Annotated in this window: 16 protein-coding genes; 15 read left to right on the top strand and 1 reads right to left on the bottom strand. The window is 66.7% G+C overall.

The window, feature by feature from the left end; translation table 11 throughout:
- The first annotated feature begins 2 nt into the window (after positions 1-2).
- A complete protein-coding gene (locus tag ACSYG9_RS26235) occupies positions 3-293 on the top strand; it encodes a hypothetical protein (protein ID WP_454840505.1) in 291 nt (96 codons plus the stop codon).
- On the opposite strand, the gene cofC is transcribed toward ACSYG9_RS26235, so the two are convergent.
- The gene (cofC, locus tag ACSYG9_RS26230; protein WP_440125186.1) at positions 265-936 is read right to left on the bottom strand and encodes a 2-phospho-L-lactate guanylyltransferase; all 672 of its coding nucleotides are present in this window, start codon (positions 934-936) and stop codon (positions 265-267) included. The genes ACSYG9_RS26235 and cofC overlap by 29 nt on opposite strands.
- A gap of 182 nt (positions 937-1,118) precedes the next feature.
- Between cofC and ACSYG9_RS26225 the strand changes: the two genes are divergently transcribed.
- The 14 genes from ACSYG9_RS26225 (at position 1,119) to holA (ending at position 15,877) form a co-directional block, all read left to right on the top strand.
- Complete coding sequence (locus ACSYG9_RS26225) at positions 1,119-2,117, top strand: NAD(P)H-dependent glycerol-3-phosphate dehydrogenase (RefSeq protein WP_440125185.1); 999 nt, start codon at positions 1,119-1,121, stop codon at positions 2,115-2,117.
- A gap of 4 nt (positions 2,118-2,121) precedes the next feature.
- Positions 2,122-3,246 carry a cystathionine gamma-lyase gene (locus ACSYG9_RS26220; protein ID WP_440125184.1) on the top strand — a complete coding sequence of 375 codons (1,125 nt, stop codon included), beginning with the start codon at positions 2,122-2,124 and terminating at the stop codon, positions 3,244-3,246.
- A gap of 53 nt (positions 3,247-3,299) precedes the next feature.
- Positions 3,300-4,406, top strand: a complete 1,107-nt coding sequence (locus ACSYG9_RS26215; protein ID WP_440125183.1) for a D-alanine--D-alanine ligase — start codon at positions 3,300-3,302, stop codon at positions 4,404-4,406.
- 82 nt (positions 4,407-4,488) lie between these two features.
- On the top strand, positions 4,489-5,784 hold the full coding sequence (locus ACSYG9_RS26210) for a glutamate-5-semialdehyde dehydrogenase (RefSeq protein WP_440125181.1): 1,296 nt from the start codon (positions 4,489-4,491) through the stop codon (positions 5,782-5,784).
- Between the two features lie 32 nt (positions 5,785-5,816).
- Positions 5,817-6,713 (top strand): AAA family ATPase, encoded by an 897-nt coding sequence (locus tag ACSYG9_RS26205; RefSeq protein ID WP_440125180.1) that lies wholly within the window; start codon positions 5,817-5,819, stop codon positions 6,711-6,713.
- A gap of 1 nt (position 6,714) precedes the next feature.
- Complete coding sequence (locus ACSYG9_RS26200; protein ID WP_440125179.1) at positions 6,715-8,163, top strand: VWA domain-containing protein; 1,449 nt, start codon at positions 6,715-6,717, stop codon at positions 8,161-8,163.
- A gap of 178 nt (positions 8,164-8,341) precedes the next feature.
- Positions 8,342-8,968 carry a nicotinate-nucleotide adenylyltransferase gene (nadD, locus tag ACSYG9_RS26195; protein WP_454843045.1) on the top strand — a complete coding sequence of 209 codons (627 nt, stop codon included), beginning with the start codon at positions 8,342-8,344 and terminating at the stop codon, positions 8,966-8,968.
- On the top strand, positions 8,968-9,384 hold the full coding sequence (gene rsfS / locus ACSYG9_RS26190) for a ribosome silencing factor (RefSeq protein ID WP_440125177.1): 417 nt from the start codon (positions 8,968-8,970) through the stop codon (positions 9,382-9,384). Before nadD ends, rsfS begins: the two co-directional genes overlap by 1 nt.
- Before the next feature lie 71 nt (positions 9,385-9,455).
- Entirely contained in the window at positions 9,456-10,034 is a 579-nt protein-coding gene (locus ACSYG9_RS26185) for a histidine phosphatase family protein (protein ID WP_440127821.1), read from the top strand.
- Positions 10,021-10,788, top strand: coding sequence for a diglucosylglycerate octanoyltransferase (gene octT / locus ACSYG9_RS26180; protein ID WP_440125176.1), 768 nt, complete (start codon positions 10,021-10,023; stop codon positions 10,786-10,788). The genes ACSYG9_RS26185 and octT overlap by 14 nt, the downstream gene beginning before the upstream one ends.
- A 5-nt stretch (positions 10,789-10,793) precedes the next feature.
- The gene (locus ACSYG9_RS26175) at positions 10,794-11,612 is read left to right on the top strand and encodes a DegV family protein (protein WP_440125175.1); all 819 of its coding nucleotides are present in this window, start codon (positions 10,794-10,796) and stop codon (positions 11,610-11,612) included.
- A 97-nt stretch (positions 11,613-11,709) separates the two neighbouring features.
- Positions 11,710-12,522 carry a ComEA family DNA-binding protein gene (locus ACSYG9_RS26170; protein WP_454840501.1) on the top strand — a complete coding sequence of 271 codons (813 nt, stop codon included), beginning with the start codon at positions 11,710-11,712 and terminating at the stop codon, positions 12,520-12,522.
- Positions 12,519-14,909: a DNA internalization-related competence protein ComEC/Rec2 gene (locus tag ACSYG9_RS26165; protein WP_440125173.1), complete on the top strand. Its 2,391-nt coding sequence runs from the start codon at positions 12,519-12,521 to the stop codon at positions 14,907-14,909. The genes ACSYG9_RS26170 and ACSYG9_RS26165 overlap by 4 nt, the downstream gene beginning before the upstream one ends.
- Positions 14,906-15,877, top strand: coding sequence for a DNA polymerase III subunit delta (gene holA / locus ACSYG9_RS26160; protein ID WP_440125172.1), 972 nt, complete (start codon positions 14,906-14,908; stop codon positions 15,875-15,877). Before ACSYG9_RS26165 ends, holA begins: the two co-directional genes overlap by 4 nt.
- Positions 15,878-15,897: the final 20 nt, after the last annotated feature.

Genomic DNA, 15,897 nt, shown 5'->3' with positions numbered 1-15,897 from the left:
CCGTGACCACACCGTATTCGGCGCGAGCCCGGTCGTTCACGACCGAGCTCGCCGATCCGTCGATCGTGTGCCGCCGGTGGTGTCGGTGCAGTGTGTCGCAAGGACAATCGGCAGTCGATCCGGCTCACCCGCAACGGGTTCAGCATCCGAGGCAACCGGAAGCCGTGTTCGGTGGGGAGTGCGACTCGTCGGAGGAGGAACTCACCGAGATGGCGTGTGGCGCTGCGGCAGGGATCCGGTTGTTCGAGGCCGGGAGGACGTCACTCAGTGGACGCCGGGAGATCGCTCCGTGAGCGCGAACCCGATCCGGCCCAGAATTCGGCTCGTGGCGTCGCCGGTGCCGAGCCGGACGGCAGCTTCGAGATCGTCGAGGGTGTCGACGTCCATGCGCAATCCGTCCAGAGGTTGCGTCAGAGCCCTCGCCCCCGATCGGACGTGCCGTCGTGCGGAGTCGATGCCGAACATCGGCCCGAGCGGGCGACCAGGCGTGCATTGGAACAGCGCAGCAGTTCCGTCGCCGGTGTGGTCTGCGACGATCGCTCTGCCGAACCGCCTTGCTTCGGTGAGCGCAGCCGACAGTTCCGATGATCGCAATGCCGGAAGATCCGCGTGGAGCGCGACGAGCTCGGCTTCGGGTGATTGCGCGCGGATGCGTGCCGCTGCGACCCCGAGCGCCGCGTTGAGGGGATCGGATTCCCCCCGATACGCGGGATCGGGCAGGACTCGTGCGCCGTGTGCGAACGCGACCTCGGTTGCGACCGGGTCCGACGTCACCACGGTCGCGACGGAACCGGGTAACCCCAGTGCTGCAGCAAGGGTATCGATGAGCATCGCGACCACCAGGTCGGAGCGCGTGGCCGGGTCGAAGACGTGCGCGAGCCGCGTCTTCGCCAGGCCCAATGCCTTGACGGGGACGAGCACGTGCACAGCGGTCATGTCGTGGATTCTGCCAGTTCTGCCACCGGATGCATTCCGGCGTCCCGTCTCGCGGTGCACCCATCCCGTTTGGGCGATACTGGACGCACCCGTGGTGGAGACATGCATCCGGCGGGGCCGTGATGCGGTGAGACGACAGCGCAGCGAGACGACTGCACAACGAGACGAATGAGGGGGACCGTGTGACCAAAGCGGCGATTCTGGGGGCGGGCTCATGGGGTACGGCATTCGCGAAAGTTCTCGCCGAGGCGGGTACCGACGTGACCGTCTGGGCGCGCCGGGAGGAGATGGCACGTGCGATCGACGAGCGGCACGAGAATCCCGACTACCTCCCCGGTGTCCGTTTGCCCGCGACCCTGTCGGCGACCTCCGATCACCGGGTGGCGCTGGACGGAGCCGACTTCGTTGTCCTCGCAGTCCCGTCCCAGGCGCTACGCAGCAATCTCGCGCAGTGGCGGGACGACATTGCCTCCGGCACGACCCTGCTCAGTCTCGCGAAAGGGATCGAGAGCGGCACCCTGATGCGGATGAGCCAAGTGATCGGTCAGGTCACGGGGGCGGACCGGAACCGGATCGCGGTGCTGTCCGGGCCGAATCTCGCGCGTGAGATCGCCGCGGGTCAACCCGCAGCCACGGTGATCGCGTGCCCCGATTCCACCCGCGCAATGCAGATTCAGAAGTCCTCTGCCACAGGTTATTTCCGTCCCTACACGAACACGGACGTCGTCGGGTGCGAGATCGGGGGCGCGTGCAAGAACGTAATCGCACTCGCGTGCGGTATGGCTGCGGGTGTGGGGCTGGGAGACAACACGGTGGCGAGCATCATCACCCGCGGTCTGGCCGAGATCATCCGCCTCGGAACCGCGCTCGGGGCGAAGCCTGCGACGTTGGCGGGTCTGGCGGGGGTGGGCGATCTCGTTGCCACCTGCACCTCGCCGCTCTCGCGCAATCGAACCTTCGGTGAGAGGCTCGGTCGGGGAGGGACCCTCGAGAGCGCGCAGGAGGCGACGCACGGCCAGGTGGCCGAAGGAGTCAAATCCTGCACATCGGTGCGGGAACTCGCCGCCAGTTACGATGTCGAGATGCCTCTCACGGATGCCGTGCATCGCGTCTGTCACGAGGGTATGTCGGTTCAGGACGCGATCGGGTTGCTGCTCGGCCGCCGCGTGAAGCCGGAGTGACCCGATGCTCGGAGATTCGACCCGCTGTGTCGAAGCTGTTGCTGTAGCCGGTGTTCCGGGAGATCCGTTGCAGCCCGGCCCGGTGCTCGCGGCGCCCTATCGACTCGGTGAGGACGAAAGCGCCGCGTCGGATACCTACGCTCGCGCATCGAACCCCGGGTGGCGAGACCTCGAACGGGCGCTCGCGACCCTCGAGGGCGCCTCGGCGGCTCGCGTCGTCGGCTCCGGAATGTCCGCGATCACCGTCGCGCTCCGTTCGCTCGCGTGCCCCGGCGGAGTGGTCGTGGTCCCGTCGGACGGGTACTACCAGGTCCGTAAGTATGCGCGTGACTGTCTTGAGCCGTTCGGTGTGATGGTCCGCGAACTATCTGTGTCCGAGTTCGGTGACGGCACACTCAGCGCAGTGCTCGCGGACGCGCCCGCGGGTGCGCTGGTTCTCGTCGAGACTCCGTCCAACCCGGGTCTCGACACCGTGGACCTCACTGCGACCGCGGTGACGTGCCGTGCGGCAGGCGCCCTTCTCCTCGTCGACAACACCACCGCCACACCGCTCGGACAGCAGCCGCTCGGTCTCGGTGCCGACGTCGTGGTGGCGAGCGGTACCAAATCGCTCAGCGGGCACAGTGATCTCCTGTTCGGATACATCGCGGTGCGTGACGATGCGCTGCTTCCACGGCTCGACCGTGAACGGTTGCTGTCGGGGACGGTGTTGGGGCCGTTCGAGACCTGGCTCGCCCATAGGAGTCTCGGAACGGCAGGTTTGCGCTTCGAGAGGCAGTGCGCCAACGCGCAGGCCATCGCACAGATGTTGGCCGAGCATCCCGCTGTCGCGGACGTGCGCTATCCGGGCCTGCCGACGGATCCGGCCCACCCGATTGCTGCGGCGCAGATGCGCAGGTTCGGCCCGCTCGTGACCTTCCTGCTGGACGACGCCGACTGCTTCCACCGGTTCGTTCGAACGTCGGAGTTGGTGGTCTCTGCAACCAGCTTCGGCGGCATCCATACAACAGCGGATCGGCGTGCCCGCTGGGGCGATCCGGTACCTCCGGGGTTTGTGCGCCTATCGTGCGGTATCGAGGACACCGAGGATCTTCTCTCCGATCTCGACGCGGCGCTACGCGCCTCGTGAACGACGGGAAACCGGCTGGGGCGAGGACCGGTCCTACCGGTACCGTGTGTGCCGTGAGTAACCCCCGCACCCGGGTGGCTGTCGTGTTCGGCGGCCGCAGCAACGAACATTCCGTCTCCTGCGTCTCAGCAGGCAGCGTCCTCCGTAACCTGGACCCTGACCTCTACGAAGCCGTCCCGGTCGGGATCACCGAGGATGGTGCCTGGGTACTCGCAAGCTCGGATCCGGAGAAGCTCGCGATGGCCGGGCGGGAACTGCCCGTCGTCGACACGACCGGTTCCGCTCTTGTGCTCACTGCCGACCCGACCCGAAACGGCGACCTCGTGGCCCTCGACGAAGGTGACTTCGGCAAGGTTTTCGCATCGGTCGACGTCGTTTTTCCCGTGTTGCACGGCGCCAACGGCGAGGACGGCACCCTCCAGGGTCTATTGGAGCTTGCAGGAATTCCGTACGTAGGGCCGGGTGTCCTCGCCAGTGCGGCGGGTATGGACAAGGAATTCACCAAGAAGTTGCTCGCAGCCGAAGGTCTGCCGGTGGGCTTTCAGATCGTCCTCCGCCCCGGGGTCGCGACGCTCACCGACGAGCAGAAGGACCGCCTCGGCCTGCCTGTGTTCGTCAAGCCCGCGCGTGGCGGATCATCGATCGGTATCAGCCGCGTAACCGACTGGTCGTCGTTCGATGCCGCGGTGGACAAGGCACGCCTGCACGATCCGAAGGTCATCGTCGAGTCGGCGATCGTCGGCCGCGAGGTCGAATGCGGCGTCCTCGAGTTCCCCGATGGAGAAGTCCGGGCCAGTGTCGTCGCCGAAATCCGTATGCCGGATTCGTCGGGCAACCACGAAGCGTTCTACGACTTCGACACCAAGTACCTCGACGACGTGTGTGAATTCGACGTCCCGGCCAAGCTCGACGACGAGATGTCCGCCGAGATCCGCGACCTGGCGGTGCGTGCCTTCCGCGCACTCGACTGCCAGGGACTCTCCCGGGTGGACTTCTTCGTCACCGAGGACGGTCCGGTGATCAACGAGATCAACACCATGCCCGGATTCACCTCGATCTCGATGTATCCGCGGATGTGGGAGGCTGCAGGCATCGACAACCGCGAACTCGTCTCGACGCTGATCCGCACTGCACTCGCTCGGGGAACCGGGCTGCGCTGACCATCGACCTGGATTCGATACGGCCGGCGATCCGATACGGCCGGCCTGTCGGCTCCGTCACCGACGCGACTACGCTGTGGTCATGACTGCCGTGACCCCTGACTCCACCGCATCCGATTCCGCGGAAGCCCAGGCGATCGACACTCGCGAAGCGGTACACGCTGCCGCACGCGACGCCCGTGTCGCCTCCCGGCGTCTCGCCCTTCTCACCACCGCGCAGAAGGACGCTGCGCTCCACGCCGCAGCCGATGCGGTTCTCGCGGCATCGGACGCGGTTCTCGCCGCCAACGCGGCCGACATCGACGCGGCGCGTGCGGGCGGTACCGAAGAGTCGCTCCTCGATCGACTCCGCCTGACCGAGGCTCGTATAGAGGGCATCGCATCGGGTCTGCGCAACGTCGCCGCCCTGCCCGATCCGATCGGGGAAGTCGTGCGCGGATCCACATTGCCCAACGGCCTCGAGCTCCGCCAGCTCCGCGTGCCTCTCGGCGTGGTCGGCATGGTCTACGAGGCACGCCCGAACGTCACCGTCGACGCGTTCGGTCTCGCTCTCAAGTCGGGCAACGCAGCATTGTTGCGCGGCTCGTCGTCCGCAGCACATTCGAATGCGGCACTCGTCGAGGCGCTGCGGAGTTCGCTCGCCTCTCAGGGACTCCCCGAGGATGCCGTGCAGTTGCTGCCGAGCGCCGACAGGTCGTCGGTGACGCATCTGATCCAGGCCCGCGGGCTCGTCGACGTGGTCATCCCGCGTGGCGGCGCCGGACTGATCTCGGCCGTGGTCCGCGACGCGACGGTGCCCACCATCGAAACAGGTGTGGGCAACTGCCACGTGTACATCCACTCCGCCGCCGACCTGGAGATGGCCGAGAAGATCGTCGTCAACGCGAAGACACGGCGTCCGAGTGTGTGCAACACCGTCGAGACGATCCTCGTGGACAAGGCCATCGCCGACACCGCGGTGCCGAAGCTGCTGCAGGTGCTGCAGTCCCACAGCGTCACCGTCCACGGCGACCTTCCCGGACTGGTACCCGCAACCGAGGACGATTGGTCCCAGGAGTACCTCACACTCGATGTGGCGCTCGCGCTCGTCGACGATCTCGACGCCGCAGTCGGGCATATCGACACGTACGGCACCGGCCACACAGAAGCGATCGTCACGTCGGATCTCGCTGCGGCCCGAGAGTTCACCGCTCGGGTCGATGCGGCAGCCGTGATGGTCAATGCGTCCACCGCATTCACCGACGGTGAGCAGTTCGGGTTCGGTGCGGAGATCGGCATTTCCACTCAGAAACTGCATGCTCGGGGTCCCATGGGTCTGCCCGAACTGACCTCTACGAAATGGGTGGTGTGGGGCGACGGCCACACGCGTTCCGCCTGACCAGACCGATCAGCACGACGAAAGGACACAGCGTGGATCGTGCGCTGCCGACCACTCCGCCGATCTTTGCGGACGTCCAGGACGTGATCGACCGGCTCGCCGAGACCGGCTACCTCGCCGACAAGGCCACGGCCACGTCGGTGTTCCTCGCCGACCGGCTCGACAAGCCCCTGCTCATCGAAGGCCCCGCCGGCGTCGGTAAGACCGAACTGGCGAGGGCGGTTGCGCAGACCTCCGGTGCCGAACTGGTGCGGTTGCAGTGCTACGAGGGCGTCGACGAATCCCGCGCGCTCTACGAGTGGAACCACGCGAAACAGATTCTCCGTATCCAGTCGGCGGGGGCCGGAGCCGCAGCAGGCGAATCGTGGGATTCGACGAAGGAAGACGTCTTCTCCGAGGAGTTCCTTCTGTCGCGTCCTCTGCTCACCGCGATCCGGCGCGACGACCCGACCGTGCTACTGATCGACGAGGTCGACAAGGCCGACGTCGAGATCGAGGGGCTGCTCCTGGAGGTGCTCAGCGACTTTGCCGTGACGGTTCCCGAACTCGGCACCATCCGGGCGTCCCGTAAGCCGTTCTCGGTCCTGACGTCCAACGCGACCCGCGAATTGTCCGAGGCCCTCAAACGGCGATGCCTCTTTCTCCACCTGGATTTCCCGGATGCCGATCTGGAACGAAGGATCCTCGCGAGCCGGGTCCCCGAGCTGTCCGAAGCGATCGCCGAACAGCTTGTCCGCACCGTCCATGTGTTGCGCGGCATGCAACTCAAGAAGGTGCCGTCGGTCGCCGAGACGATCGATTGGGGCCGGACGTTGCTCGCACTGGGAATGAACACCCTCGATGATGCGGCCGTACGCACCACTCTCGGGGTCGTCCTCAAGCATCGGTCCGATCAGGACCGTGCGGCAGCCGAGCTCCGGCTGAACTGACATGGCCGACGCACCGACATCCGGTCCGGGTGCAGCGCTGAGGGCCCCGTACGGCATTCCAGGTCATCTCGTCGGTTTCGTCGAGGCGCTGCGCCGTCGCGGTATCGCGGTGGGTCCGTCCGAAACTGTCGATGCAGGGCAGGTCATGTCGGTGATAGACCTGCTCGACCGGGATATCCTCCGCGAGGGACTGGCGTGCACACTCTTGCGCAGGCCGACCCACCGCCCGACCTTCGACGCGTTGTTCGATCTGTGGTTCCCCGCGGCGACCGGCAGGCGTGGCGCCGACGGTGCAGAGTTCACCTTGCCTCGAACTCCCTCCGGCGAGATCGACCTCGAGGCCGTCCGCGACCTGATCGCCGAACTCCTCGCCGACGATTCCCCGGACGCGCTTGCCGCGACCGAGATGCTCACCGCACAGCTCGTCGAAGCGCTCGGCCAGTACAAGTCGTCGAACGGGCCGTCGTTCTCGGCGTACCAGACTCTGCGTGACGTCTCCCCGGAGACCCTGCTCACTCGAATTCTCGAGGGGCTCCTCGGCAACGGGTCGCGCGACGACCGCGACAGCGGTGACTACGAGACCGAGGTTGCGCGGCAGACCGCCGCACGCCGGATCGCCGACTTCCGGGCGATGATCGAACGGGAAACGCGTCGCCGCACCGCTGAACAACTCGGTCGCGAGCGAGTCGAGAAGTACGGGGTTCCGAAACTCGCGGAAGAAGTCGATTTCCTGCGCGCTTCCGACTCGGAGCTCGTTGCGTTGCGCCGACAGGTGATGCCGCTCGCTCGTCTTCTCGCGAGCCGGCTCGCCGCGCGGCGCCGCCGGAGCCGCGCCGGTGCCATCGATCTGCGACGCACGCTGCGCAAGTCGATGTCGACGGGTGGTGTGCCTATCGATCTGATCAATCGCAAGCCCCGCCCTGCGCGGCCGGAGCTCGTCGTCCTGTGTGATGTCTCAGGCTCGGTCGCGGGGTTCTCGCATTTCACGCTGCTGCTGGTCCACGCATTGCGCGAGCAGTTCTCGCGCGTCCGGGTGTTCGCGTTCATCGACACCACCGACGAGGTGACCCATCACTTCGCCACAGGCATCGACCTGGGGACAGCGATGTCGCAGATGCTGCGTGAAGCGGAGTTGATCACATACGATGGCCACTCCGACTACGGGAACGCCTTTGCCACCTTCAACGAGAGGCACGCGCACAGCCTGACCAGCCGCAGTTCCCTCCTGATTCTCGGAGACGGGCGCAACAACTACCGCAATCCCAACCTCGATGCCCTCGGGCACATGGTCCAGGTGGCGCGGCACGCGCACTGGCTCAACCCGGAGCCGCGTGGGCAATGGGGTGCCGGGGACTCTGCAGCGCGGGTGTACGGCGAGGTCATCACCATGCACGAATGCCGTTCGGCCAAACAACTGGCCGAGGTGGTGGCTGCTCTGCTTCCGGTCTGATCGGAAGGCCCGCGGGCGCACGCCGGTCGTTCACAGCCGGGGCGACCGGCCCCTCGCACCGCCGGCCGCGGGAGAAATCCCCGGTCAGTCATAGCGTGGTGGACGTCAACCCGTAAGCTGGACAACCGTGCCTCAGCCATCCGACCGACACCCGGGGTCCCCGCGACGCCTGGGCGTGATGGGCGGAACCTTCGATCCCATCCACAACGGTCACCTTGTCGCCGCCAGCGAGGTTGCCGCCAGATTCGGTCTCGACGAGGTGATCTTCGTACCGACCGGCCAGCCATGGCAGAAATCGGGTCGGCGAGTCAGCGCCGCTGAAGACAGGTACCTGATGACCGTGGTCGCGACCGCGTCGAACCCCCGATTCACTGTCAGCCGCGTCGATATCGATCGCGGTACTGCGACCTACACCGTCGATACCCTTCGTGACCTGCGAGAGCAGTATCCGGACTCGGAACTGTATTTCATCACCGGCGCTGATGCCCTCGCCTCGATCCTGTCATGGCAGGACTGGCCGACGTTGTTCGAGCTCGCGCGTTTCGTAGGGGTCTCCCGCCCCGGCTACGACCTCAGCGTCGAGCACCTCGCCCCGCACCTCGAGGGACTTCCGGCCGAAGCGGTGAGCCTCGTCGAGATCCCGGCGCTGGCAATCTCCTCGACGGACTGCCGTACCCGAGTCCACAATCACCGTCCGGTCTGGTACCTCGTGCCCGACGGTGTGGTGCAGTACATCAGTAAGCGTCACCTCTATGTGGATGCACCCACATCGAACCACGTGAACACCGAGAGAAAGAGCACGTAGTGAGCGCAACGGCAGAAGCCCTCGAGATGGCCCGGATCGCGGCCCTCGCCGCAGACGAAAAGCTGGCGACCGACGTCGTAGTGCTCGACGTGTCGGAGCAACTGGTGATCACCGATTGCTTCGTCATCGCATCGGCACCCAATGAGCGCCAGGTCAACGCCATCGTCGACAACGTCGAGGAGAAGCTGCGCGACGCCGGGCACAAGCCGGTCCGTCGCGAGGGCACGCGTGAAGGACGCTGGACCCTGCTCGACTACATCGACGTCGTCGTTCACATCCAGCACGAGGAAGAGCGCAACTTCTACGCCCTCGAGCGTCTGTGGAAGGACTGTCCGACGGTCCCGGTCGACGGAGTCGGCGGCCCGCGTTCCGCGGCGGACGATGAGACGGCGGACGATGATACGGAGCGTGGGTGAGTGCGCCGGTGCGGGTGCGGCACCTGATCCTGCTGCGCCACGGGCAGACCGAGTACAACGCGACCAGCCGCATGCAGGGCCAGCTCGACACCGACCTGTCGGACCTCGGTCGTCGCCAAGCACTGGCGGTGTCCCACACGGTCGCCGATTTCGACCCGATCACGATCGTCTCGTCGGATCTGCGACGTGCGTACGACACCGCAACGACAATCGGCGATCGCGCAGGTCTGCCGGTCGAGATCGATCCCCGGTTGCGTGAAACACACCTCGGACAGTGGCAGGGGATGACCCACGCCGAGGTCGATGCGAGTCACCCGGGCGCGCGTGCGCAGTGGAGAGGAGATGCGACCTGGGCGCCGCCGGGCGGTGAGAGCCGCGAGGACGTCGCCCGACGAAGCAGGCCCGTCGTCGACGAGTTGCTCGCCAAGCACGAGCAGTGGAGCGACCGGCCGATCGTGCTCGTCGCACACGGTGGGTTGATCGCCGCGCTGACCGCGTCGTTGCTCGACCTGCCGGTCGAGCGATGGCCGGTTCTCGGGGGGCTGGGGAACACCGGCTGGGTGCAGCTCAGCGGCTACGGTGATTCGCCGGCCTGGCGGCTCGATGTGTGGAACGCGTCGGCAACGGTGTCGCCCGATGACGCTCTCTGAACCCGGAACAGCCGCGCCGAGGCCCTCGCTGCTGGTGATAGGTGACTCCCTCAGCTATTACGGGCCCAAAGGCGGCCTGCCGGCCGACGATCCGCGAATCTGGCCCAATCTCACGGCAGCCGCCCTCGGGTGGGATGTCGACCTCATCGCCCGTATCGGCTGGACCACCCGCGACGCATGGTGGGCGATGACACAGGATCCACGTGTGTGGGCTGCCATTCCACGGGCGGGGGCGGTCGTGATCGCTGTCGGCGGAATGGACACCTTGCCCTCGCCGTTGCCCACGGCCCTGAGGGAAAGCATGCGGTACCTGCGGCCTGCCTCGCTGCGGAGAACCGTACGTACCGCGTACGGCTGGGCCCAGCCGCGGTTGTCGCCGCTGGGGTGGCCGGTCGCGCTCCCGCCGAAGGTGAGCGTCGAATATCTCGAAACCATCCGGGAATCACTCGCCTACATGCGACCAGACCTGCCGGTGGTCGGGACGTTGCCGTCCGTGCACGACAGTGAGCAGTACCGGTCGGTGCATCGTGGGCGGCGTCCTGCTGCCCGTGCGATTTCACAGTGGGCCGACGAAAAGTCGGTTCCCCTTGTCGATCTCGGCGAAGCTGTGCGCGAGAACATCTTCTCGGACGAGGCGAACCCCGATGGAATCCATTGGGGATGGGACGGACATCGCAAGGTTGCCGATGCGATGATCGACGCGGTGCGAATGGCTCGTCCGGATGCGCAACCCGCCTCCGACGGCATACGGTAGGTGCCGTGTCAGTAGTGGTGGTCACCGACTCGTCGTGTTGTCTCGATCCGAAGATGGCGGAGCGATACGACATCCGGATCGTTCCCCTGCACGTGATCTCCGAGGGGCGGGACTTTCGCGAGGGTATCGATGAGCTTCCCGAAGATCTGTCGGGGGTGACCACGTCCGGTCCGTCGCCGGCCGAACTGCTCGAGGTCTACTCGCGTGCGCTCGACGACAGCGACGGCGACGGCGTGGTGGCGGTACACCTGTCGCGACTACTGTCGGGCACCTGGGAGGCTGCGAAGCACGCCGCCGACTCGCTCGGCGATCGGGTGCGGCTGATCGATTCACAGAACACCGCGATGGGCTTGGGATTTGCCGCACTCGAAGCGGCGCGTGCGGCCGAATCCGGCGCCGATCTCGACGAGGTGTACTCGCGTGCCGTCGAGGTGGCCGCGTCCGGACGGACCCTGCTGGTGGTCGACCGACTCGACCATCTGCGCCGCGGCGGTCGAATCGGTACGGCCACCGCACTGCTCGGCACGGCTCTTGCGATGAAACCGGTTCTCCATCTCGTCGACGGGAAACTCGTGCTGCGTGAGAAGACGCGGACGATGACGAAGGCGCTTTCGAAACTGGTCGATGGAATTGTCGCCGAGGCCGGGCCTGCCCCACTCCTCGCGGTGCATCATCGCGGAGCACCTGAACGCGCAGATCTGCTGGCGGAGCAACTTTCCGGGCGGATCCCCGATGCGTCCGAACTTCTCATCTGTGAGATCGACGGAGTGCTCGGTGCGCACGTCGGTCCGGGGGCGATCGGAATCGTCGTGGCACGGCGCTGAACGGGAGGTTATCCACAGCCGCTCCATCCATCCACAGATTTCGCGTCACGGTGGTCCGCGAGCGCTTCACCGCCCGGGTCGGCGCTAGCGTCACGGCATGGGCAGCGACGGAGACCTCGCGAGAACGCGGCTGGACGCCATCGTGCGATCCGAGACGATCGGTCGGGTCGGGAACGACGAGCCGGACGAGTTCGACGACCTGCTCCCAGACCGTTCGCGACCTGATGAGGCCGGCGAGTCACTGAGCGTCCTCGAACGGATGCGTACCGCGCGCTGGGACGCCGGCCGCGGCGGTGGTAAGGCGCTCGCCGCGGTGGCTGTCGTGGCAGTTCTCGTCGCAGTCGTCGTCGTGTGGCGGGACCGTCCGGTACCCGAATCCGTTCCTCCGCTGCCTGCTGTCGAAGTGCTCGCGACATCGTCGCGTGCTCCGGTGCCCGAGCAGCAGGCGGAGGTGGTGGTCAGTGTGGTCGGGCTCGTGACCAAGCCGGGATTGGTGCACCTGCACCAGGGCGCGCGAGTCGCGGATGCACTCGACGCGGCGGGCGGAGCCGGTGACGGCGCAGACCTGCTCGGCCTGAACCTCGCTCGGCGGGTGGCCGATGGCGACCAGATCATCGTCGGAGTGGCGCCGCCGCACCCGGCTCCTGAAGGCAGCGCGGTGTCCGGGACGGGAGGCGGTGTTGCGGGTGGGGACGATGGTGGCCCTGGGCAGGGCCAGAATCCGTTGAATCTCAACACGTCCGACGAAGCTGCCCTCGATGCGCTGCCCGGTGTGGGTCCCGTTACCGCAGCGGCGATCGTCGCCTGGAGACGCGACAACGGACCGTTCACCGACGTCGAGCAGCTCTCCGAGGTGGATGGGATAGGCCCCGCCAGACTGGCCCGGTTACGCGAGTTGGTGGCCGTGTGACCCCACCGGTCTCAGTGGACGCCCGACTCCTGCCGTGCACCCTCGCAGTGTGGGCTGCAACCCTGGTCGGTCTCTGTTGGGGTTGGCGGATCTCGGTTCTCGTGACCGCGCTTGCCGTGGTGGGGGCACTGGTCGTCGCACTATGGGCGGCGGGTACGGGAGCCCCGTGTCGGCGAAAGCGCAGGGGGCATTCGTCGACACGGGGCTCGGTGATGCGGGGAGTGGTCGTCGTTCTGGTCGTCACTGCGGGATGCGGCGGTGCTGTCGCCGTGCGGATGTGGTTCGTCGAGAACCATCCGCTCGCGACGGCACCGGCCGATGCGTGGACCACCGCAGTGGTGGAACCGTCCGATGATCCACGGTTGATTCGGAGTTCACCGTTCGGTGGTGAACCACAGGTGCGTATTCCTGTCGCGATACGACACGTGACGCTGGGCGGTGAGTCGATGGCAGTCGGGGGCACTGCGGTGGTATTCGCACCCGCCGGCGGTTGGGAACATTTGTTGCCGGGGCAGCGAGTCACCATGCGGGGCAGGATATCCGAGAATGTGGCCTCGGGAGACATGGATCCGGGGACCTCGGTGGCGATCCTCCGGGCCGACGGCGCACCGCGCGCGACGGAAGCGCCTTCGGCTCTTGCAGAATGGGCAGGAGGAATCCGGGAGGATCTCGCCGAGGTGTCGGCACGAGCACTGGGTCCTTCTGCGGCCGGATTGTTCCCAGGACTGATCGTCGGTGATACGAGCCGACTTCCGGACGACGTGCGCGAGGACTTCCGAGTGTCGGGTCTGACACACCTGACCGCGGTGTCCGGCGCGAACGTCAGCATCCTGCTGGGGGCGATCCTGTTGCTGGTCAGGTTCGTCGGAATAGGCCCGCGGACGGGCGCTGTCCTTGCGGGTACGGCACTGGTGCTGTTCGTGATCGTTGTGCGTCCGTCGCCGAGCGTGTTGCGTGCCGCCGCGATGGGAGGGGTCGCGCTCCTGGCGCTCGTCGCCGGGAGACAGAGACAGGCACTTCCCGCACTGTGCACGGCAATCGGGTTTCTGGTCCTGGTGTGGCCGGACCTCGCGGTCGACGTGGGATTCGCGTTGTCTGCATCGGCCACCGCCGGACTCGTGCTCATTGCGCCGGTCTGGGTCGCGTCGATGCAGGCGCGTGGATGGCCTCGCGCGGTGGCCGAGGTGTGCGCGGTGTCGTGCGCGGCGTACATCGTGACCGCACCGATCCTTGCAGCTGCGACGGGGACCGTCAGTATCGTGGCGGTGGCAGCGAATATTCTGGTGACGCCGGTGCTTGCACCACTGACCGTTCTCGGTTCGCTCGTGGCGCTGTGTGCGTCGGTGGTCCCAGATGTCGCCGAGTTCGTCGCGCGCGGCGCAGCACCGATGCTGTGGTGGCTCATTGCCGTCGCCGCTCGCGCAGCATCGGTGCCCTCGGCGGAGTTCTCGCTACCGGACGGGCCTTGGGGAGCGGCGGTGATCTGCTGCGCGGCTATTGCTGGCTGTGTCCTCATGCGTTACAGGAGAATTCGGGATCTTGCCGGTGTCGCGTCGGTCTCGGTGCTCGCGGTGTGGATTCCACTACGCCTGTTCGCCCCCGGCTGGCCGGCGAACGAGTGGGTGTTCGCGGCCTGCGATGTGGGGCAGGGTGATGCAGTGGTGCTCGCGGCCGGTGACGGGAGTGCGGTGGTCGTGGACGCAGGACCGGAGGCCACACCGGTGGATCGGTGCCTGCGACGATTGCATATCGACTCGGTGCCGGTCGTGATCGTCTCGCACCTGCACGCCGATCATATGGGTGGTTTGCGCGGGGTGCTGCAGGGTCGCCGGGTGGGGGAGGTGATCGTGGGCCCGGGCGCGATGGGCCGAGACACGATGGGAGACCTTACCGGCCGGGCCACCGAGTTCGGAGTGCGAATCCGGGAAGCGGCAGCCGGGGAGGTACTGCGCGTCGGGTCGGTGACGATCCGGATCCTCGGTCCCCAGGCCGAACGCTCCGGCGACTCGGAGAACGACCTTTCGCTGGTGATGGTCGCCGAGACAGCAGTGGGACGCATCCTGCTTCCGGGTGACGCGGAAGCACCCGCTCTCGACGCGTTGATGCGCAGCGGGGTCGACGTGCGCGCCGATGTCCTCAAGGTTCCTCACCACGGCTCGCGGACGACGTCGGAAGCCTTTCTGGCTGCGGTGCGCCCCCGGGTGGCGGTGATCAGCGCGGGACGCGACAACACCTTCGGGCACCCGCACCCGGAGATCGTCGAGGCCCTGCACGAGGTGGGCTCCCGGATACTGCGTACCGACCTGCACGGAGATATTGCCGTGGTGCGCGCCGGGTCCGGGGCGCTGGCCGTCGTGTCGGACTCACGTGGCACGATCGGTCCGTGAGCGACACACCCCTGCACCTGGTTCTCGGCGACGAAGAACTCCTGGTGGACCGCGCTGTCACGAAGATCATCGCGACGGTACGTGCCCGCAGTGGTGCAGGCGCCAACCTTCCGGTCTCGCGGTTGCGCGCAGGGGATGCAGGTGTCCCGGAACTGGCCGAACTTCTGAGTCCGTCGCTGTTCGCAGAAGACCGGGTCGTCATTCTCGAATCCGCCGCCGACGCAGGCAAAGATGCGGTGGCCTTGATTCTCGACGCGGCTGCAGCACCCCCCGACGGGGTCACCTTGGTCATCCTGCACACCGGTGGAGGACGCACGAAGGCGATGGTGGGGGCGCTGCAGAAGTGCGGTGCCGAAGAGCACGCATGCCAGGCGCCCGACAAGGCAGGGGAGCGCGCGAAATGGGTGCGCGCGTTCGTGCACCAGGAATTCCAAGCAGCCGGTGTGCGGGTCGCAGGCGACGTCGAACAACTCGTGATCGACGCGGTCGGCTCGGATCTACGCGAACTCGCGGCGGCATGCAGTCAGCTGGTGGCCGATACCGGCGGCAAGATCGACGCGAACGCGGTCCGTCGTTACTACTCGGGCAAAGCCGAGATCACCGGATTCGATGTAGCCGAGAAAGCAGTGGCGGGAGATGTCCCCGGAGCGATGGAAGCGTTGCGATGGGCGATGCACCGGGGCGTCGCACATGTCCTGCTGGCCGATGCCCTCGCCGATGCCGTGCACACGATCGCGAAAGTGGGATCGGCCGGGCGGGGAGATCCGTTCTCCATGGCGTCGGGGCTCGGCATGCCGCCGTGGAAGGTCAAGAAGGCGCAGGGGCAAGCGCGTCGATGGGCACCGGAATCGATCGGAACCGCACTCGGTGTGGTCGCGGCACTCAACGCCGATGTCAAGGGTGCGGCGGCCGACGCCGACTATGCGGTGGAGTCCGCCGTCCGTACCATCGCGGAATTGGTCGCCTGACGACCCGTCATCTGACGACC

It is taken from the genome of Rhodococcus sp. SJ-2, assembly GCF_053750035.1.
The sequence above is the reverse complement of the archived record's forward strand: the minus strand, read 5'-3'. Positions and strand labels throughout refer to the sequence as shown.